The 21,393-nt window shown below is 59.8% G+C and carries 8 protein-coding genes and 5 pseudogenes; 3 read left to right on the top strand and 10 right to left on the bottom strand.

Annotated elements, in window-relative coordinates; genetic code table 11:
* Nucleotides 1-109: 109 nt before the first annotated feature.
* The 3 genes and pseudogenes from AC2RP6_RS01830 to AC2RP6_RS01820 form a co-directional block, all read right to left on the bottom strand.
* Nucleotides 110-1,114 (bottom strand): annotated as a pseudogene (locus AC2RP6_RS01830) (IS5 family transposase).
* Between the two features lie 79 nt (nucleotides 1,115-1,193).
* Nucleotides 1,194-1,598: pseudogene (locus AC2RP6_RS01825) on the bottom strand (transposase family protein); the annotation flags it as partial.
* A gap of 326 nt (nucleotides 1,599-1,924) precedes the next feature.
* Nucleotides 1,925-2,332, bottom strand: coding sequence for a hypothetical protein (locus AC2RP6_RS01820; protein WP_486444467.1), 408 nt, complete (start codon nucleotides 2,330-2,332; stop codon nucleotides 1,925-1,927).
* Between the two features lie 892 nt (nucleotides 2,333-3,224).
* Between AC2RP6_RS01820 and AC2RP6_RS01815 the strand changes: the two genes are divergently transcribed.
* The 3 genes and pseudogenes from AC2RP6_RS01815 (at nucleotide 3,225) to AC2RP6_RS01805 (ending at nucleotide 7,809) form a co-directional block, all read left to right on the top strand.
* Nucleotides 3,225-4,580, top strand: coding sequence for a hypothetical protein (locus tag AC2RP6_RS01815; protein WP_486444466.1), 1,356 nt, complete (start codon nucleotides 3,225-3,227; stop codon nucleotides 4,578-4,580).
* Nucleotides 4,581-5,175: 595 nt separating this feature from the next.
* Nucleotides 5,176-6,380: pseudogene (locus tag AC2RP6_RS01810) on the top strand (IS110 family RNA-guided transposase).
* Between the two features lie 216 nt (nucleotides 6,381-6,596).
* A pseudogene (locus tag AC2RP6_RS01805) lies at nucleotides 6,597-7,809 on the top strand (IS110 family RNA-guided transposase).
* 239 nt (nucleotides 7,810-8,048) lie between these two features.
* Here AC2RP6_RS01805 and AC2RP6_RS01800 read toward each other — a convergent pair.
* From AC2RP6_RS01800 to AC2RP6_RS01770, 7 genes and pseudogenes are all read right to left on the bottom strand, one after another.
* Nucleotides 8,049-8,867, bottom strand: a pseudogene (locus AC2RP6_RS01800) (transposase family protein).
* A 219-nt stretch (nucleotides 8,868-9,086) separates the two neighbouring features.
* Nucleotides 9,087-9,347, bottom strand: coding sequence for a chorismate mutase (locus tag AC2RP6_RS01795; protein ID WP_486444465.1), 261 nt, complete (start codon nucleotides 9,345-9,347; stop codon nucleotides 9,087-9,089).
* 423 nt (nucleotides 9,348-9,770) lie between these two features.
* Nucleotides 9,771-10,466: a 4'-phosphopantetheinyl transferase family protein gene (locus tag AC2RP6_RS01790; RefSeq protein ID WP_486444464.1), complete on the bottom strand. Its 696-nt coding sequence runs from the start codon at nucleotides 10,464-10,466 to the stop codon at nucleotides 9,771-9,773.
* Nucleotides 10,411-10,608 (bottom strand): hypothetical protein, encoded by a 198-nt coding sequence (locus AC2RP6_RS01785; protein WP_486444463.1) that lies wholly within the window; start codon nucleotides 10,606-10,608, stop codon nucleotides 10,411-10,413. Before AC2RP6_RS01785 ends, AC2RP6_RS01790 begins: the two co-directional genes overlap by 56 nt.
* A 349-nt stretch (nucleotides 10,609-10,957) precedes the next feature.
* A complete protein-coding gene (locus AC2RP6_RS01780) occupies nucleotides 10,958-11,632 on the bottom strand; it encodes a carboxymuconolactone decarboxylase family protein (protein ID WP_486444462.1) in 675 nt (224 codons plus the stop codon).
* Between the two features lie 115 nt (nucleotides 11,633-11,747).
* A complete protein-coding gene (locus AC2RP6_RS01775; RefSeq protein WP_486444461.1) occupies nucleotides 11,748-15,713 on the bottom strand; it encodes a type I polyketide synthase in 3,966 nt (1,321 codons plus the stop codon).
* Entirely contained in the window at nucleotides 15,706-21,390 is a 5,685-nt protein-coding gene (locus AC2RP6_RS01770) for a type I polyketide synthase (RefSeq protein ID WP_486444460.1), read from the bottom strand. The genes AC2RP6_RS01775 and AC2RP6_RS01770 overlap by 8 nt, the downstream gene beginning before the upstream one ends.
* Nucleotides 21,391-21,393 lie beyond the last annotated feature (3 nt).

Below are 21,393 nucleotides of genomic sequence, written 5' to 3'. Positions count from 1 at the left end.
CTCGGTGCGGTCCGGCGAGCGATAATGCTGCTGGCCTCGGCCGGCGGCAGCACGGTCCCGGTCCTAGTCCGCCTGGTCCAGGCGGACCAGGGCGCGTATTGGGTCGTGATCAAAGGTCGGTCCGGGTGAGGTCTTTGATCCAGATCATGGCGGCACGGAGGTGGAGGCCTGCGAGGTAGCTGGCGGGGTTCTTGTCGTAGCGTGTGGCGATGCCTCGCCAGGCCTTCAGCTTGTTGATCAGGCGCTCGACGGTGTTGCGTTCCTTGTAGAGGTCGGTGTCGTGGGTGACTGGCCGGCCGCCCCTGCGGCCTTTGTTCTTCCGGTTGGCGGCCTGGTCCTTCTTCTCCGGGATGACTGCCTTGATCCCGCGTTTGCGCAGGTAGGAGCGGTTGTCGCGGGACGAGTAGGCCTTGTCCCCGGCGACCGCGCCGGGCCGGGTGCGCGGACGTCCGGCGGGCCCGCGGACCCGCACCTTCTTGAGCACGGGGATGAACTGGGGGCTGTCCGCGGCCTGCCCCGCGGTCAGGTCAGGGCCAGAGGCCGGCAGCGGCGGTCGGCAGCCAGGTGGATTTTGCTGGTCTGCCCGCCTCGCGATCGCCCGAGCAGAGCTGCTTTCAGACGGAGCTTGCGCCGTCGCCGGACGCGCCGTCGCTCGGCCCGGCCGGGATCCCCGGCGTTGCCGTGTCCGTCTTGTTCCGCCGTGTCGCCCCTTTTTTTGCCGGGCCGCCTCCGCCTCGAGGGCGGCCTTCTCCAGAGCGTCCAGAACCTCCTTCTCTAAGCGCATCCCGGCCGCGTCGTGATGGGCGCGGACCGTCGTGGAGTCCACGCTGACCAGCGACATGTCAGCCCTGCCCCGCCCAGCCGCCTCGGCGATCACGCCTTCCAGCAGTCCCTCAAAGACCCCGCCGTCCCGCCACTGCCTGAACCTGTTGTGCACCGTGGACCAGGCACCGAACCGCTCCGCCATCTCCCGCCACTGCGCTCCCGAACGAAACTTCCAGATCACGCCCTCGAACTGCTCCCGCAGCCGCTCGGGATACGGGCCGTACTCACCAATCGGCAGATACGGCTCGATGAATCCCCACTCATCGTCCGTCAGTTGCGCACGCGTCACACGCACCGGACTACCGGATCCACCCCCGCAGCGAGGGCAGATCCGACAAACCGATCACGACCCAATACAGGCCCTAGGTGACGGGCATGCCCTCGGCGGTGGTGACCAGGTAGAGCCGGAATCCCCAGAAGAAGCGCGAGTGGCTGCGGCAGAAGCCGTAGCCGCAGTGCCCGGCCAGTTCGGAGCGTTTGACGGTCTCGCGGGACGCGGCGCAGGGCAGCGGGGTGGAGTCGATCAGCCGCAGATCGTCGTGCCAGGTCGGCACCTGCCGGGCCAGCGCCTCGATCACCTGGCTGATCAGCGGACCGGCGGCGTTGAGGCGCTTGTTGTAGGCGGACTGCTGGGGCAGATAGCGGAACAGGTGCCCCAGGCGGGCATGGGCGAAGCGGATCCAGTGCCGGGCCGAGGGGAAGCCAAGCAGAACCTGGGCGACGGCCAGGCACAGCAGTTCGGCGTCCGTGAGTTTCGGGGGTCGCCCGATCCGGCGACAAGGCAGAAGTTGCACGCCTACGCGGCCTACCACGAGTACGCGCCCCAGCCCCGCCCAGCAAGCGTGCCTGCGGGCCTCGGCGCCGGGCCGCGATGCCAGCCTGGCCCTACAGATACCCTGCCTTCCCCCGGCTTGTGTTTTGTACTGACCGGAGCCTCTGAGGACCGCCTCGCCCGGCGGATCCCCGACCTACGCAGCCTCGCCGCGAGTGACCCAGCGCCTGAAACTTCCCAGCTGCGAGCTGGTGTGACGACGCTGGCTCAACTCCGCGAGCACGGGCCATTCAGCGCCATCTGCACCAGTATGAAACGCAGAAGGTACTAGAGCCACTTAAATCCCTTCTTGCGGAGAATCTCAATTACGCACTCGTTATGCAGGCGCACGCGTTCACGTTCGAGCCGAGTTTCCAATTGATCACCACATGCGCGGATTCCGATTTGGCCCTCGAAATTTTCGAGCCCCCGTATGGATCCGTCATCGCTAATTCGCCCATGCCAAGAAGTCGTTCCGTCATTCTCTAAACGAAAGTAATCAAGAAAAAACCCTGCTTCATCGTGTTGGGCGCGAATCTGAATTATTTCGCGCTCCCCCTTGGATACATCTCGCAAATCCATGGTCACTCCTACCGGCAGGGGATCCGGCAGGGCATTTGCGTGATCCGATTCCTCACGCAGAGCCTCCTGGAAGACTAAACGAACCTCTGCCGGAACGCTACCCTGAGTTGTCACTCTATTCCTCTCCCTTGCCATGCTTCGTTACGTTGCTTACTGCTTTATTCGACACCGAGATAAATCTCAGCCTGATAATTCTGCATGCGGATATCGTCGCCCTTTTTCGACATTGTGTGGCCGTAGACACGCATCGCGGGAGGCAGAAACTAGCGTTGGGATATGCGTGGGAGTGAGAAGTGACGCGCCCAGCCAGAAAGGTACCGAATGAAGTCAGCAACAAGATAAGACGGCACCACATAGATCGTCACACCATACAGCCTTAGTAAACTCGACCGATTAACTTGGCCAATGATTACTTTTTCCAGGTGAAGTAGCGGCATTCCGACGTAACTTTCTAACCCGCCCGATGAGTCATGCAAACTGCCTTCGCCGCCATCCTGAATTCGGCGCGGCCCAGCAATTGTGGCATCCTACCTAGCCTCTTCGCTCAGTGCATTTCAAGTAGAGCCTGAAAACGAGTCGGCACGTTTGTTGCCGACTGCTTAGCGACTTCCAGCCATTGTGAGACAATGCAGCATAATCCGCATGTACATATATAATTTTCAAATGCTCTCCCGGTCATGCCATCAAGTCGTGAGTAAAACTTACCCATCCCTATCTAGTACCGGTAACGACCTTGGCGAGCCATCAACTGTTTCTACCGTAGCGAAGAGCACCCCACCAATAGACAGAGGCGATGGCGCGAAGAGCATTAAATAAGCGGCACGGCCGGATTTGCACATTTTGCTGGAGTAGTCGAAGTTTTCGGCCAGATCTGCAGGCATATCGGCGATAGAGTATCCAATGCTCCACACGGCCCACGGAGCGCCATTTACCTTTGTGGAGGTCAATAGATTTTCGGAATTAGACCTCTCGAGATCCCTCCCATAAATTGCAAAGGTGAAACGCCATGAAGTTTTCCCCTCTCTGCGGAGCCGGAGTCATCGCCGCCTCTCTTGTTTCACTGATCGTGCCAGCCGTTGCTAATGCTGCGGCCTTGACGCCTTCCGGGCACATTCGCGGAACGCTGAGTGCCAGTCAGGGTGACATCGATCCTGATTTTTTCGGCCGCGATGGCAAGGTCAACGTCCACGCTTCGGCGACATCGGACGACTCTTTCGCCTCGTCCGCTCTATACAGCGATGGTCGCGTCCTCGCTTCGGGTTATCGAGTCGAGGCCGGGACGATTTCCTCGATCGTCACACGCCGCCTCACGGACGGTTCTGCAGACCCGTCGTTCGGTCGGGGCACTGGAAAGGTCACCGTTCCGGGCCTCGACGGTCCTGCTCTATCGGTCGTGCCACTCCCTGATGGCGGGGTAATGGGCGCCGGCTATACCCGCAACAGCGGCGGCCGGGACATGGCGATCTTTCGACTGGATGCCAGCGGCAACGTCGATAACCACTTCGGCAACGGTGGGATAGTGACGTATGGCTTGCCTGGGACCGACATGGCCACCGACCTCCTCGTCCAGTCTGACGGCAAAGTCGTCGCGGTCGGCTTCAGTCGCCGAACGGATGGGAATACAGATATGACCGTGATTCGCCTTAACACCAATGGTGCGCGCGACACGACTTTCGGCGATAATGGAGTGAAGACCATCGATCTCGCTGCGTTCGATGCTGCCAATAACGTCACGCTTCAGGAGGACGGGAAGATCCTCGTTTCAGGCATGACTGAGCAAGGCGACGCAGGCGTCGTGATCCGTCTTACCAGCAAAGGTGGTCTGGACGACTCCTTTGGGGATAAGGGGGTTGTGAAGCTGCAAGCCAACGGCTACGCTGAGGCTTATGAGCTGGCGGTTCGTGCTGACGGTAAGATCAACGTTGTCGGATACACGACCTCTGGCCCCGGCCAAACGGACGGCAATGCTGTCGTGTGGCAGCTGAATACCGACGGCTCGGCCGACATCACGTTTAACGGCAACGGTCGCAAGGTTCTTGATAACCCCGGCAATGACGCCGGCTTCGGCATGGCCCTGCAGAGGGGTGGCGAAATTGTTGTCACTGCCAATCAATTCCAGGAGCCGGGTGCGGTGACGGATTCATTCATCACCCGTATCACAGCGGAGGGTCGGCTGGACCCGACTTTCGGGAATGCTGGAACCGTTCCGGTCCACAACGAAGAGGCCACGTTCACGCTTGGTGTCTCCATTCAGCGTGACGGCAAGATTGTCACCTCGGGTCGCCGTGGTGGTTACAATTTCACCAATTCCGTTGCGACTATCGAGCGCTTAAATGCCGAGGGCACGCACGATACAAACTGAGGCGTCTCGGAACAAATTAACTCCGCGTTTCTCGCGTGATCCACTCTGATGTCGTCGGCGTCTCCCCTCCGTACCAGACGGAGGGGAGATATTCGAGGAACGCCGCTGACTCCAGACTGCTCCTGCAGCAACCGGGTGTCGGCGCAGCGCTCCTCATCTGGGTTCGATGATTGCGCTTCTTCAGCATTTCAGCTCCAGGGTGAAGATTGCCCTGGTAACTGACGTCTTGCGGTTTCCACCGAGAAAACCCGCAACCGTTGGTATGTTCACGCAGGTATGCCCGTGCCACCATCGCTCGCTGGGGACGGACGGAGCCTGCAGCGCCAGCCCCCCGTTATGTTTTTCGCGGTCCTGCAATGGGGCCGCTGGCTTCCGGGTCCGGTATGGCTGTTTCCTAAGAATGTTGGGCGGTCCGGGAGGACCGGGTGTGGCTGATGACTGTGTGCCGTTGATGGCTCGAGGGGAATGGCCGCCCGGTCCTTCTGGACGCTCCGACCACTGATTGAGAACTGCGGTCATCGCTGGTTAGGGACCTGTCGGCGGAGTGTTCTTCGGACCACGAATGTGCTGGTCACGGCGGAACGGAGCTTCGAGGGTGAGCGCGCGGCAGGCACGGATATGGGTCGGCATCGACGCCGGCAAGGGGCACCACTGGGCGGTCGCCATCGACGCCGACGGCGAGACGGTGTTCTCGACGAAGGTGATCAACGACGAGGCCCAGATCCTCACGCTGATCGAGACCGCCAGAGAACAGGCTGATGAGGTGCGGTGGGCGGTGGACATCTCGGGCCGAGCCTCGACCCTGCTGCTGGCGCTGCTCATTGCGCATGATCAGCGGGTGGTCTACGTACCGGGCACGCACGGTCAACCGGATGTCCGGCGTCTACCGGGGCGAGGGCAACACCGATGCACGCGACGCCCGGGTCATCGCCGATCAGGCCCGCATGCGCCCCAAAGACTTCGCCCAGCTGGACATTCCGCAGGAGACCGTCTCCACGCTCCGGCTCCTGACGCACTACCGGGCCGATCTCATCGCCGACCGCGTGCGGCTGATCAACCGTCTCCGTGACCTGCTCGTCGGCATCTGCCCGTCCCTGGAACGGGCCTTCGACTACTCTGCGGCCAAGGGCCCTGTAATCATGCTGACCGAGTACCAGACCCCGGCTGCCCTGCGCCGGATCGGTGTGAAGCGGCTGACGATGTGGCTCGAACGCCGAAAGGTCCGTGGAGCCAACACCACTGTGGCCAAGGCCGTCGAGGCCGCGCAGTCCCAGCAGATCGCGCTGCCCGCTGAGAAGCAGGCCGCTAGGCTTGTCTGCGACCTCGCCCACCAGCTGGTGGCCCTGGACGAGAGGATCAAAGACAACGACGGGAGATCCGTGAGACCTTCCGTTCGGACGAGCGGGCCGAGATCATCGAGTCCATGCCCGGCATGGCCCGATCCTCGGGGCCGAGTTCGTCGCCATCGTCGGTGACCTGTCCGGCTACAAAGACGCCGGACGCCTGGCATCCCATGCCGGCCTGGCGCCGGTCGCCCGGGACTCCGGGCGCCGCACCGGCAACTACCACCGCCCCAGGCACTACAACCGGCGTCTGCGCTGGCTGTTCTACATGTCCGCCCAGGCCTCGATGATGCGGCCCGGCCTCTCCAGGGACTACTACCTCAGAAAACGGGCCGAAGGATTGCTGCACACCCAGGCTCTGCTGTCCCTCACCCGGCGCCGGGTCGATGTCCTGTGGGCGATGCTCCGTGACGGAAGGCTGTTCACCTCCGCCCCACCCGTCACGCAGGCGGCTTGACTTCATCATTGCGATTCCCCCCTGTCGAACGGATGACCTGGAGGGTGGTGTCGCCGGGCCCGGGAGGTGCCGTCGGAGACGCTGATGAGAAACCCGGCCACCGCTCGGTCCGGCGCAATGCCGGGCAGTTCGCGGGCGGCAGGTCTGTATCACGTGGATGCGCGAGCACGATGCCAATGCCGAGGCCAGCCAGGTCAACCACCCAGGAGGGGTGCGATGTTAGACACCGGCGGTGTGGGCATCTTCCTGGGTATGGACGTCGGCAAGACCGCCCATCACGGCCACGGGCTGACGCCGGCGGGCAAGAGAGTCTTCGACAAGCCGATGCCCAACAGCGAACCGAAACTGCGGGCCGTCTTCGACAAGCTGATCGCGACGTTCGGCACGGTGCTCGTGATCGTGGACCAGCCCGCATCGATCGGCGCTCTGCCGCTGACCCCCGCGACGCGGACTGCCAGGTTGCCTACCTGCCCGGACTCGCCATGCGCCGGATCGCCGACCTGTATCCGGGAGAGGCGAAAACCGACGCGAAAGACGCGGCGGTGATCGCGGACGCCGCTCGCACCATGCCGCACGTCCTGCGGTCGCTAGAGCTGACCGACGAGATCACCGCCGAGCTCACGGCGCTGACCGGCTTCGACCAGGACCTGGCCGCGCCGAAGCCACCCGCACCAGCAACCGGATACGCGGCCTGCTCACCCATTCCACCCGTCGCTAGAGCGCGTGCTCGGACCCCGGCTGGACCACCCGGCCGTCACCTGGCTCCTCGAGCGCCACGGATCTCCGGCCGCTCTGCGGAAAGCCGGCCGCCGCAGACTCGTCGACCTCATTCGCCCGAAAGCCCCACGCATGGCCGCCCGGCTGATCGACGAGGCCTTCGACGCTCTCAACGAGCAGACCGTCGTGGTCCCGGGAACCGGCACCCTCGACATCGTGATTCCGTCACTGGCGGCCTCACTCGCGGCGGTTCACGACCAGCGCCGGGCACTGGAAGCCCAGATCAGCAGCCTGCTGGAGGCCCGCCCTCTTCACCAGGTCCTGACCTCGATGCCGGGAGTCGGGGTCAGGACCGCCGCCATCCTGCTGGTCACCGTCGGCGACGGCACCAGTTTTCCCAGCGCCGCCCACCTTGCCTCCTACTCCGGTATCGCCCCCGACGACGAAGTCGTCGGGAACCTCGATCCGCGGCGAACACGCACCATGAGGCGGAAACCGGCAGCTCAAACGGGCCATGTTCCTCTCTGCCTTCGCATGCATGAACGCCGACCCGGCCTCCCGCACCTACTACGACCGTCAACGCGCCCGCGGGAAAACCCACACCCAGGCACTCCTCCGCCTTGCCCGCCAACGCGTCAGCGTCCTGTTCGCCATGCTCCGCGACGGTACCTTCTACGAGTCCAAAGTCCCCGCCGTCACCCTCACTGCATGACTATCCCAAACGGCCCCATATCCGACACCACGTCCTTGACGAAAGACATAGAGATACCCCCTCACCGGGACGATAAGCATGGTGACCCGCTCCACGAGTGCATGCACCAGGTCGAGTGCGGCAGCATGCATCACCAACGAGGCCCCCAAGCAACGAGACTGAATCGTCAGACATCGCGATCAACAGCCCGGGGCCTCCCTCGTTGCGCTCCACGGACCGTCACCCAATAGTGGCCACATTCAGAGCCTCTTTCGTCCTGAATATTTGCAGGTCAGCAGGGTGTGGACGGTTTGGACGATGGTGCCGATGCGTCGGGTGGGGGATCTGGCTCGTCGGAGGGTTCGCCAGGACTTCAGCTGTGTGAAGGCGCGTTCTCCGGGCGCTCTCAGGCGGGCGTGGTCGCGGTTGAACTGCTCGTAGTGGGCGGGCTGTTCGCGATGGTTCTTGTACGGGGTGCGGAAGGTGGCGTCGGCGCCCTGGTAGGGGCGGTCGGGGAGGGCGAGGATCTGCCAGGTGAGGCAGGTCTGGACGATGCCGTGGGATCGGGCCGCGGTCAGGTCGTGGGTCCGGCCAGGTGTCGCGCGGGAGAACCAGAGCGGTGTGCCGTCGGGGCGGGCGATGACCTGCACGTTCATGCCGTGCTTGCGGTGTTTCATCGAGTAGTACGGCTCGTCCGCGCGGATCCCGGTCGATCGGAATGAGAGTGCCGTCAACGATGACGTGGTCGCCCTCACCGAGCCCGGTGAGGGCTTCGTGGAGGCCGGGCGCCCAGCCGGCCAGCATGTCCAGGGTCTCGTCGACGTAGCGCCAGGCGGTGGCCTGACATATCCCGATATCGGCCCCGAGCTGCGAAAACGTCTCGTTCTTCCGCAGGTGCACCAGGTGAGCAACGCCTGCTTGAAACAGCCGCACTTGCGCCAGCGGGTATTGCGGGCTTGGCGGTGCTCGTGCAGCAGCCAGGCGACATGCTCGACGAGCTCATGAGGGACCTCGAGCGTGGCAGGATACGGAACCAACAGGGCCCCTTCGGTCGCCGGTGTGATGAGTGGAATCACCACGCCAACGACCAGGGGCACTGCCTCGTCACCACCCCCGCTGACCAGCCCATTTCATCCTCCAGCACAAGATGAAAGAGGCTCACTCATCGGCGTCGACAAAGGACCGATGGCCGTTACGTTTGCTGCCGGGCGGCAATGGCCGGCGGCACAGCAAACACACCTGAACTCACCCGTGAGACCCCGAAAGGGATGGAGCGACCACTGGCTGCCCGACCGGGGTCACGCGCGTCCCCGACTAAGTTCCAACAGAGTCATCGCCAGGGTGGTTCCATACTTTCCAAAGGCATCGTTCCAACGCGCTAGCACCTCCATCTCGCGTGACAGGTGAACCCGGCGACCCCCAGCGGAGATTCGCGCCTCTTGGATTACCCCAGATAAGGCCATTCGCTCGCGGATCAAAGCGATAATCTGGTTATCCAAAGTGTCAACACGAGCCCGGGTTATCTCGATTAACTTCTCGGAAGTGAGACTCATATTCATTCTTTTTCCTACTATCGAACTGAAGCGTTCCGAGGATGTCGGAATCCTAAAACTCTCTACGAAATTCGAGGCGCGGAAACGTAAACTCCAGATGCAGCGGGGGTGCGCAACCCGGATAGGCGGCCACGTAACCCGCAATGAAAAACCTCCGCATACATGGGGTGCACTTCAGGTAACCTGGGGGCGCGTTACCCCGCGAACACAGCTGACAGTAGAGCGCCGACCTCCCGTGGGGATAATTTATGTTCACCTGCCGAGATCGGTCGATACGCAAACACATGGCCTGCCAGACACTCCTACTATGCAGCGACGAGTCACATTTTTGTGGAATGCGTTCCGACCATATGCTTTAAAAGTCCATTGCCCACAAACGGAGTCACGCTGAGATCCTTCCCCCTAAGTAACTCTCGGGTACGGCCGAGATCAGAGTATGGACATTTCCCTAACAATTTTCCCAGGATGTTCACTCGGCACGGTCACGGCAGTAGCGATTAGGCCCTGCCCGGTTGCCCAGCGCCCTTTGAGCTGGTCTAGGCGATGGTCGTCCACCCAAGGCCCCCGGACGAGTAGATTCGCACGAAAACTGCCATTCTCGAAAAACTCGATATCGGCATCCATAAAGTCGAGCCACGAATGGGCGAGGGGATACCAGGCCTTGTAAACGGACTCTTTCGCACTAAACAGCAAACGGTCCCACGCGACCTCCGGCAACCGGGCAGTCAGCTGCAACAGCCGGTCTTTTTCTGCGGGCAAAGCCACCAATGGCAACACTCCTTCCGGCAACGGCTTGTTGATCTCTGCGTCTATGCCAAGAGAGGCAAGATCGGCAGCGCGGCTCACAGCGGCGGCGCAGTAGCCCTCGCAGTGGGTCATGCTGCCAACCAGTCCACGCGGCCAGCCAGGTGCGCCTCGCTCACCGGGCAGAATCGCCTGCGGCGATATGCCAATTTTCACCATGGCGCGACGGGCACATGCTCGCACTGCGGCAAATTCCCGCACCCTCTTAGGAAATGCTCGTTCCATGAGCAGCGCCTCTTCGGGGTAGAGCGTGGGCTCCGCGTCGCTATAACCGTAGCTTTCCACCGTAGTGGCTACCGATGGCAGCAGTCTCTCGATCATTGTTGCTCACAATTTCCAGCGCAGGATATGCGGGATCCACGCGGGCGGCCAGCCACAGGATGTCGGCGATCTCCTCCGCCCCGATGCCGGGGCGCGGGCCCGTGTCGTCGGCGCCGCCGGCCAGGGCGGCGAGCAGCTCCACGATCACGCCGTGGGCCCGGTCAGGTGCTGCGCGCAGACTACCCACCGCGGTTAACCATCAGGGCCGTAATCATCAGCTACCCACCCTTTATGAGGCGAGTATGGCGATGGATTGCTAGCGTGAAGCCTCGATGGGCTTTGTTGGCGTACGCAACCTTAACCCGCCAAAGGCTTCACGCCGTCACAAAATTGCTTTCTGTGGCTCATCAGGATGCAGTTTGCATAAGAAGTTAGCACACTCTAGAAACTACGGACGCGTGAATAAATAGACACAGTGATCACAGCCGCGATTAAACTAGAGAAATGAGAATCACCGAATTCAGATGTTCACTGCACATGTGAGCAAAGGATCAATTCTCTTTACGAATCGTTTCCGGTGCTGGAATTTGAAAACATTGCAATACGGCCGATACTGTAACGTATAGGCCAATTACATGAATCAGAGAAAAAATACCCGCGGTGCCGAGCTCATCTATCGCCGCACTATATAGCTCATCGGATACGGCATGCTCACTAAGTAGGGCGCAAGTGAGGCGGTACGCAACGGTAGCCTCTGCCGAAATACCTAATGGCTCGACCCCAGCTTTGATGGATTCGATCACATCATCAGCGACTCCAATTCGTCGTGCAATATCCGAGTGAGCGTATACTTCGTATTCGGCATGCCAGGCGACCCCTACGGTAAGAATCACGATCTCGCGCACATCAGCCGACAAGCTGGCATGCAGTGGAGAATCAAGCCCAGAGCGGATTCCCATGGCTAGCTCCGGAGAATGAAGCATAGCATTAAAGGCTCCTATGAAACGGCCATCAGGTAGCTTCTTGCGAAAACCGTCTTCTTGGATTCCCGAGACGCTGAAATCCGACATTTCATCATACAGGCGACGCTGAATTGCACTCATGTCACCGAGGCCAACGAGTGGAAGCCTCCCACCCAGACGGGAAATTTTTGACTCACCCCAAGCGCTCAAGGAACTCTCCTTTTCGTTTTCCACTAATTCACCCTCCCAATTAAAGTTGAGCATGTGAAAATTCTCCCTGATTTGCAACATCGCAGACGGCGCATGCAGAGGCGGTGTGCCCACAATCTTGTTGCGTAGGCACATACTCGCGGTCTTACGCCTCAATATAAGGTGTTTATCAAAGATTATCTAGCCATCGATCAACCAACTGAGCCGTGGCCTCGGCGTGTTCTTCGATCATGCTTACATGTGTACCTGGAACTTCGCAGACCGTGCGAACCCAAGAATGATCTGGCCGCGGATTTCGTGGACGAAAATCAGCCTTCCCCGGCGACGCGGATGCCATCAGTACTGAGGCTTTTAGCCCGCCTGGCTGCCAATCCTTGAATAGGTCAAGGTACCTTCCCATGGCGGCAATCTTGCTCGTATCAATGATTTCGGCGTACTCAGTCCGATGCAGAAGATTTCGATGCAGGTGGGACAGTAGAGTTTTCATGGCCGGGTCTTTCGGACGTACAGAATCCAGCAAGATCACGGCAATGGGTGCGGTACCAGCACGTTCTAGAGCCCGCGCTACCTCATGGGCGAGCCAACCCCCTGATGAGTATCCGAGCAAGGCGAATGATTTACCCTTCGTCATCCGGCGGATCGCCGCCGCATGATATAGGACGGCCTCCTCAAGGCTTGTCGGCAAGTTTTCGTTGGCCTCGTACCCCAGCGGCGCGAACGAAGCTACTGTGCGTCTATCTCCTAAGACCTGCGCAGTCCGAGCGAACTGAAATGGCGTTGCCGGAGCCACAAGTGAAGGGATGCAGATTAGCATTGGGTTGTGGTCGCCATGACTGAAGTACACCATTTTCGGTTCTGCTTTTCTCGAACCTGCGCCGGAAATAGATCCTCGAATGGATTCTCGGCTCGCAAGGTCACGAAGCGCATCGTATGGACTGTCTGCAACACTAGCTTTCTGGAAGAGTTCTTCCATAATAAGTGCGGCATCGGGGCCTACTTCGGCCGCATTGTTCTCGTCAAATAGAGATGCGAGGTGAAGCGCCAGCAGTTCGACTGAGGGATTATCGAAAACGGCTGCGGCGGAAATTTGGAATCCTTTGAGAGATTTCTTAATCCTTACGCGCAGCTCGTTCGCAGTGAGCGAAGTGAGGCCCAGTTCTGTGAAAGTTTGATCAAGTTTAGAATTGTCACAAGAATGCCCCAAAGTTGCGGCAAGCTCGGCACGTACTAAGTCCGTCATCAACTCTATCCGCGTCGCTGGATCTGAGATCTTCAGCTTGTCGCTTAGAGAGGCTTCCTCCGAGGCGGTGGTAGCGACAGAGACCTTGCTCTGCTGCGCACCTTCTTCCTGCTCCGTAAAATTCTCCAGCCAGAATTTCTGACGCTGGAAAGCGTAGGTAGGAAGAGCGATGGTGTTCGTATCGGTTGGAAAGAAGGATCCCCAGGCCATGGAAACGCCGGCAACGTACGCCTTACCGAAACTGATGGCCAGATCCGAGGGATCGGCATTTCCTCTGCTGACACTGGCGAGGGTATTCGCAGCGTTCCCACTGTCGTCGATGGTAGGAATAAGCGACGGGATAAGAATGGGGTGCGGGCTTATCTCCACGAATACATTGTACCCGTCGTCGAGAAGTGACCGGGTGGCCTGATGGAATAGAACTGTCTGACGCAAGTTTCGCGTCCAGTAGTCAGAGTTGCAGGTTTCTGGCTCTATGATGGCGCCAGTGACAGTTGAATACATAGGCGCGTGTCCAGGAGCGGGAATTATCTCGCCTAGGATGTCAGTCAGGACGTCACAGAGTGGGTCCACTGCCGCTGAGTGGGAGGCATAGTCGACGTCGATTATGCGCGCTCGTATTCCGTCTGTCTCGCATTGAGCAATCACCTTCTGAACGGAGAGCCGGTCGCCCGAAACGACCGTGGCGTCCGCGCCGTTAATTACTGCAATCTCCGTGCCAGGCCATTGCGCCAGGCGGCCCTGCACAGCTTCGGCCGCAAGGCCAAGCGAGACCATGCTACCGCCACACGCGAACCGCTTCAGTTCCCGACTGCGCACCGCGACAATCCGCGCCGCGTCGTCCAGCGACAGAATTCCGGCGATATATGCGGCGGCTATCTCTCCCTGGGAGTGCCCGACAACGGCATCCGGTGGGATCCCTGCCGATTCCCAGACCCGCGCCAGAGAAACCATCACGGCGAACAACACTGGCTGCACAACATCGACACGTGACAGATCCGGCGCGTCAGGAGCACCGGATAGAACTTCAGTAAGTGACCAATCTACATGCGGCGCAAGCGCCCTCTCGCATTCGCTGATAACTCGCGCGAACACGTCAGAGCCGGCTATGAGTTCCCGCGCCATCTCCGGCCACTGCGCCCCCTGGCCGGGGAACACGAAGGCGACTTTCTGATTGTCCGTCGCCGGCTCATCCCCGACGACAAGGCGCGGGTGTGGCCGACCCGCGGCCAGAGCCTCGAGCCCTTCCAACAGGTCATCAAACGTGTGGCCAACAACGCACGCGCGGTACGGAAGATGGCTACGCGTGGTCGCCAGGGACAGTCCTACCTCTGCAGGGGTAGGACGCTGCTTTCGCGGCATGGCACACAGGTGTGCATGCAGACGCCACGCTTGTGCCTTCAACGCTTCTGCCGACTTCGCGCTCATCGGCCATACCGCAACGCTTAGCGGCATCACTGCAAGATCGGGATTGCCCGCCGACGCCGCCGTTGGCTCGGCAGGAGCCTGCTCCAGGATGACGTGTGCATTCGTTCCCGAGATACCGAATGACGAAACACCGGCACGACGGGGACGTCCGTACTCCGGCCATTCCCGCTCCTCAGTCAGAAGCTCCACAGCGCCGGAATCCCAGTCGACGTGCCCTGACGGCGAGTCGACATGCAGAGTCTTGGGCATCACCCCATGCTGCATAGCCATAACCATTTTGATCACGCCGCCCACGCCGGCGGCCGCCTGCGCATGACCGATATTCGACTTCAGCGAACCCAGATACAAAGGCCGGACGGCACCGTCCGCAGCCACCGGACGCTCCTGGCCGTACGTCGCCAACAGCGCTCCAGCCTCGATCGGATCACCCAATGCCGTACCCGTACCGTGCGCCTCCACCACATCCACATCAGCAGGCGAAAGCCCCGCATCAGCCAAAGCCGCACGAACAACCTGTTGTTGAGCAGGCCCATTGGGGGCAGTCAGACCATTGCTGGCACCATCCTGATTAGTGGCGCTCCCCCTGATCACTCCTAGAACCTGATGCCCTAGTGCTCTGGCATCCGAAAGACGCTCCAGCACCAGCAAGCCCACGCCTTCGCTGAACACCGTTCCGTCTGCGGAGTCGGCAAACGCTTTGCAGCGCCCGTCAGGAGCCAGGCCGCGCTGCCGAGAGAACTCAACGAATACGTGGGGAGTCGACATTACGGTCACACCGCCTGCCAGTGCCCTTGAACACTCGCCAGCCCGAAGAGATCGTACTGCTAAATGCAATGCAACCAGAGATGAAGAGCATGCCGTATCCACGGTCATTGCAGACCCTAAGAGGCCGAACTGGTAGGCGATGCGGCCTGATAGTACACTTCCAGCAGCACCAGTCGCCAACATTCCCTCTAATTCTTGCGGAATTTTCCCAAATGATGGCGCATACTCGTTATGCATGGAACCCACGAATACGCCTGTATTGCTGCCGCGAAGACCGACCGAATCGATGCCTGCATCCTCAAATGCCTCCCACGCAGTTTCCAGTAACAGGCGCTGCTGCGGGTCCATCGCAAGCGCCTCACGCGGCGAAATTCCAAAGAATTCTGCATCAAAACCTGCCGCATCAGACAAAAAACCGCCCTGTCGCACATAACTTTTACCAACAGCATCTGGGTCCGGATCGAAAAGATCGTCTCGCCATCCCCGATCAGCCGGAAAACCTGATGCGACGTCCGTTGCGGAATGCACCAGTCGCCATAATTCTGTTGGATTCGTGACCCCCCCTGGGAAACGGCAGGACATTCCTACAATCGCAATTTTTTCGTGCTGGCGGTCTTCCAATTCTTTAACACGCGCCTGAGCGTTTCGGGCATCAATAAGCGCTCGCTTGAGATACTCGAGCATCTGTTTTTCGTCAGCCACTTTCGTCTCCACTCTCGCGAGCCGCACTGTCCATAAGGGCAAAGATTTCTTCAGCGGTAGCCGTCTGCAGGTCCTTATGGCTGCCGTAGATCTGCCTGCCGTTTGTATCGAGAAGAGACACGATATCACTTAAGCTGGCTCGTATCGCCGCTGAGTCATCGACACCAAGTCTCGCCTCTTGAAGATGGAGCTTAATCTTCTCAAGATCCGCAAGGACAGACGAACCATCTACATTCGCGACAGTCCTGCCCTGTATCTTCTCGTTTAAATATGCCGCCATCTCGATGGGGCTGGGGTAATCGAAGACGATGGTGGAAGAGAGTTTGAGATTGCTTAGGGAGTTGAGACGGTTCCGTAGTTCGACGGCAGTGAGCGAATCAAAACCGATGTCCTTAAAATTATCCTCACCACGGATTAGCCGCTTTCGTTCGTGACCGAGCACGGAAGAGGCTTCTCGACGTATGAGATCAAGCAGGTAATCAAAACGCTCATCGGCGTTCGCCAATGCTGCGAGCGTGCCTTGTAAGTCGACGCTGCTGCCCTGACGTTCGCCGGGCGTGCGTGTCCTACGCCGGCTTACCACGCTCCGCAGAATCCCCGGGACCCCATCATGGCGACGTGCAATCAACCCAGAATCAAGGCCTATCGGAGCGAGGGCCGGGCTCTTCGCAAGCAGGGCTTGATCGAAAAGCTCCATTCCTGTGCTGGCCGACAATGGGAGCAGGCCAGACTCGCTTAGTCTATTTCGATCAGTCACCGTGAGATGCGTCGTCATGCTGCTGTCCTCCTCCCACGGTCCCCAGGCTAGTGACAGCGCCGGGAGACCAGCCTGGTGTCGGATCCGAGCGAGCGCATCGAGGTAACTGTTTGCCGCGGCATAGACACTTTGGCCCACAGAACCTAGTACCCCTGCGGCTGAAGAGTATAGGACGAAGAAAGCAAGGTTCAGATCTTGTGTTAACTCATGAAGGTGCCAGGCAGAATCCACCTTCGATGGAAACACACGCGCTATTTGCTCCGAGGTTACCGTCATAACGGTGGCATCATCGAGAACCCCGGCCGTGTGCACAACTCCTGCAAGTGGGTGCTCGTTAGGTATACATGCCAGCAATCGCGTCAAAGCGTCTCGGTCGCTGACATCACAAGCAGAAACAGTTACTTCTGCGCCGAGGCTTTCCAGTTCCGTTACGAGTTCGAAAGCCCCCGGAGCCGCCGGTCCTTGCCTGCTGGCGAGCAGCAGGTGAGTCACGCCGTGAACACGGACGAGATGACGTGCGGCCAGCGCACCTAGTAGTCCTGTGCCGCCGGTTATAAGCACCGTGGCGTCACTCGGAAGCTGGCTACTTACCTTCGCTACGTCCGACGCAGCAGATTTCACGTCCTCGGTGCGCACAAGCCTTGGAACGAACCACCTACCGGAGTGCAGGGCGAGCTGTGACTCATCCGCTAGGAGTACCTTCGCAATCCACCCCTCGGGCGGTGACGCGTCGCCGATGTCAACCAGGATTATGCGTTCGGGGTTCTCACTCTGTACTGCGCCCAATAGCCCCCACGCTGCTGATTGGGAAGGATCTGCAGCTCGCTCCGGGAACGTAACAGCATTGCGACTGACAACAATTAGTCGACTCTGGGAAAGCCTGGCGTCAAACAGGAATGCTTGAGCCAATTGTAGAGTCCTGGTAACCAATAAGCGTGTCGCGTCCGGGCCTACCTCTTGACACGTCGGCAAATCTACTACGATTTCCGATGGAACTGGTTGACCATTTTCGAGCGAGGCAATCAGGTCGGCAATTTCTCCATGCTTGCTAGATATGCCGATGCAATTTGAAATAACCGAGCCTACGTAAGCAGTGCTGCTAAGTTGAGACGGAGAGCGCGGGGGTGAATCACGTCGACTTATGTCCAGCTCTTTCCACGTCACTTCGAAAAGTTCATGTTTGGAACCGCGGTCGGCTGCCCCATCCAGCTCCTCGATTTGAACAGGTCGGACCCTAATTTCGTCAGCAGTGATTATCGTTCGGTTATTTAAGTCGTTTGCTCGCAGCGACCAGGCATTGTTGCCCACCGGACTTAGCGTCACTCTTAACATACCGACAGAAGAATTACGTTCCATCCGAACGCCGGACCACGAGAAAGGCAGAAGTGTGGTGGATGTAGTACGGAACACCGTGGTTAGTAGGGCATGCAGCGATGCATCGAGAAGAGCAGGGTGTACAAGGAATCCACTGCCTTGCGTGTTCTCGTCAAGTGGAGGCAACTGGACTTCGGCGTAGATGTTTTTTGCATCGCGCCAAATTGACTCGACTCCAGCAAATAGCGGCCCATAGGCGTAGCCACGATCAGCGAGCTGATCGTAGAGTCCGGAGACATCCAACCTCTCTGCGCCTCGGCGCGGCCACATATCGCTCTGTGTCACTCCACCAAGGGAGAAGTCTGCATCTACACTCTCGGCGGGCGTCTGCCCCGAGGTGAGCCTCCCCGACGCATGTCTCATCCATAGACCGGAGAAATCATCAACCGCACGAGAGAGCACCGTGAGCTGGAAGGCTTCACAGTCGCCCTCGACTGCCTCGGGACTAACCACAACTCTTATATCCCGCGCGCCTTCGAGAACTAAGGGTGCTTCCAAAAGCAGCTCGTCAATATGCGGAAAATCGACCCACTCCCCTGCCCATGCCGCCATCTCCAGCAGGGCGGTTCCTGGTAGCAAAATGTGATCGCCTACCTGATGGTCCGCCAGCCATGCGTGGGTGTCGACGTCAATCCGGCCAGTCGCCACAATGCCGCCGACAGAGTCACGTCCTCCGCTTTCCAGCCCCAGGCCTACAACAGCACTCAGAAGAGGATGGGCAGCAGGTTCCAACCCGGCCGCCGCAAGATTTCCTGCCCCAATTGGTGCGTCCAGCCAGAATTTCTGACGCTGGAAAGCGTAGGTAGGAAGAGCGATGGTGTTCGTATCGGTTGGAAAGAAGGATCCCCAGGCCATGGAAACGCCGGCAACGTACGCCTTACCGAAACTGATGGCCAGATCCGAGGGATCGGCATTTCCTCTGCTGACACTGGCGAGGGTATTCGCAGCGTTCCCACTGTCGTCGATGGTAGGAATAAGCGACGGGATAAGAATGGGGTGCGGGCTTATCTCCACGAATACATTGTACCCGTCGTCGAGAAGTGACCGGGTGGCCTGATGGAATAGAACTGTCTGACGCAAGTTTCGCGTCCAGTAGTCAGAGTTGCAGGTTTCTGGCTCTATGATGGCGCCAGTGACAGTTGAATACATAGGCGCGTGTCCAGGAGCGGGAATTATCTCGCCTAGGATGTCAGTCAGGACGTCACAGAGTGGGTCCACTGCCGCTGAGTGGGAGGCATAGTCGACGTCGATTATGCGCGCTCGTATTCCGTCTGTCTCGCATTGAGCAATCACCTTCTGAACGGAGAGCCGGTCGCCCGAAACGACCGTGGCGTCCGCGCCGTTAATTACTGCAATCTCCGTGCCAGGCCATTGCGCCAGGCGGCCCTGCACAGCTTCGGCCGCAAGGCCAAGCGAGACCATGCTACCGCCACACGCGAACCGCTTCAGTTCCCGACTGCGCACCGCGACAATCCGCGCCGCGTCGTCCAGCGACAGAATTCCGGCGATATATGCGGCGGCTATCTCTCCCTGGGAGTGCCCGACAACGGCATCCGGTGGGATCCCTGCCGATTCCCAGACCCGCGCCAGAGAAACCATCACGGCGAACAACACTGGCTGCACAACATCGACACGTGACAGATCCGGCGCGTCAGGAGCACCGGATAGAACTTCAGTAAGTGACCAATCTACATGCGGCGCAAGCGCCCTCTCGCATTCGCTGATAACTCGCGCGAACACGTCAGAGCCGGCTATGAGTTCCCGCGCCATCTCCGGCCACTGCGCCCCCTGGCCGGGGAACACGAAGGCGACTTTCTGATTGTCCGTCGCCGGCTCATCCCCGACGACAAGGCGCGGGTGTGGCCGACCCGCGGCCAGAGCCTCGAGCCCTTCCAACAGGTCATCAAACGTGTGGCCAACAACGCACGCGCGGTACGGAAGATGGCTACGCGTGGTCGCCAGGGACAGTCCTACCTCTGCAGGGGTAGGACGCTGCTTTCGCGGCATGGCACACAGGTGTGCATGCAGACGCCACGCTTGTGCCTTCAACGCTTCTGCCGACTTCGCGCTCATCGGCCATACCGCAACGCTTAGCGGCATCACTGCAAGATCGGGATTGCCCGCCGACGCCGCCGTTGGCTCGGCAGGAGCCTGCTCCAGGATGACGTGTGCATTCGTTCCCGAGATACCGAATGACGAAACACCGGCACGACGGGGACGTCCGTACTCCGGCCATTCCCGCTCCTCAGTCAGAAGCTCCACAGCGCCGGAATCCCAGTCGACGTGCCCTGACGGCGAGTCGACATGCAGAGTCTTGGGCATCACCCCATGCTGCATAGCCATAACCATTTTGATCACGCCGCCCACGCCGGCGGCCGCCTGCGCATGACCGATATTCGACTTCAGCGAACCCAGATACAAAGGCCGGACGGCACCGTCCGCAGCCACCGGACGCTCCTGGCCGTACGTCGCCAACAGCGCTCCAGCCTCGATCGGATCACCCAATGCCGTACCCGTACCGTGCGCCTCCACCACATCCACATCAGCAGGCGAAAGCCCCGCATCAGCCAAAGCCGCACGAACAACCTGTTGTTGAGCAGGCCCATTGGGGGCAGTCAGACCATTGCTGGCACCATCCTGATTAGTGGCGCTCCCCCTGATCACTCCTAGAACCTGATGCCCTAGTGCTCTGGCATCCGAAAGACGCTCCAGCACCAGCAAGCCCACGCCTTCGCCTAGGCCAGTTCCATCGGCTGCGGCAGAAAAGGCCTTGCAGCGCCCATCAGGAGCCAATCCTCGCTGCCGGGAGAACTCGACGAGTGCGTGCGGCGTAGACATAACTGTTACACCACCCGCTAATGCCATCGAGCATTCACCAGAACGAAGAGACCGCACCGCCAGGTGCAAAGCCACGAGCGAAGATGAACATGCCGTGTCTACGGTCAGCGCCGGTCCCGTCAGGCCAAATTGGTAAGCGATGCGACCTGAGACCACACTGCCAGCAGCACCGGTCGACAACATGCCCTCCAGATCGGCGGGCCTCTGGCCGACCGGCGGCGCATAGTCCTCGTACATGGAGCCCGCGAACACGCCCGTCTTGCTGCCATGCAGCGTCAGTGGATCGATGCCTGCTTGCTCGAATGCCTCCCACGCAGTTTCCAACAACAGGCGCTGCTGCGGGTCCATCGCAAGCGCCTCACGCGGCGAAATTCCAAAAAAGCCCTCATCGAAATATTCAGCATTAGACAGAAAGCCGCCATAACGAGTATACATCGTGCCAGGCCGAGCTGAATCGGGGTCGTATAAACCACGTCCGTCCCAGCCCCGTTCAATCGGATATTCTCCTATTTTATCCTCACCTGCTGTCAGGGTTCGCCACAGGTCTTCCGGCGCGGCAATTCCTCCGGGATAACGGCACGCCATCCCCACAATTGCGATCGGTTCACGATTACGCTCCTCCAATTCTTGGACGCGCCGGCGGGCCTTGCGGGTCTCGGCCAGTGACCGGATAAGGCTGTCGCGAAGATTTTGCTGTTCGTCGGCCATTTG

It is taken from the genome of Streptomyces sp. WAC03905 (assembly GCF_057371075.1).
Note: the sequence above shows the minus strand (reverse complement) of the source record. Positions and strands in the feature narration are given on the sequence as shown.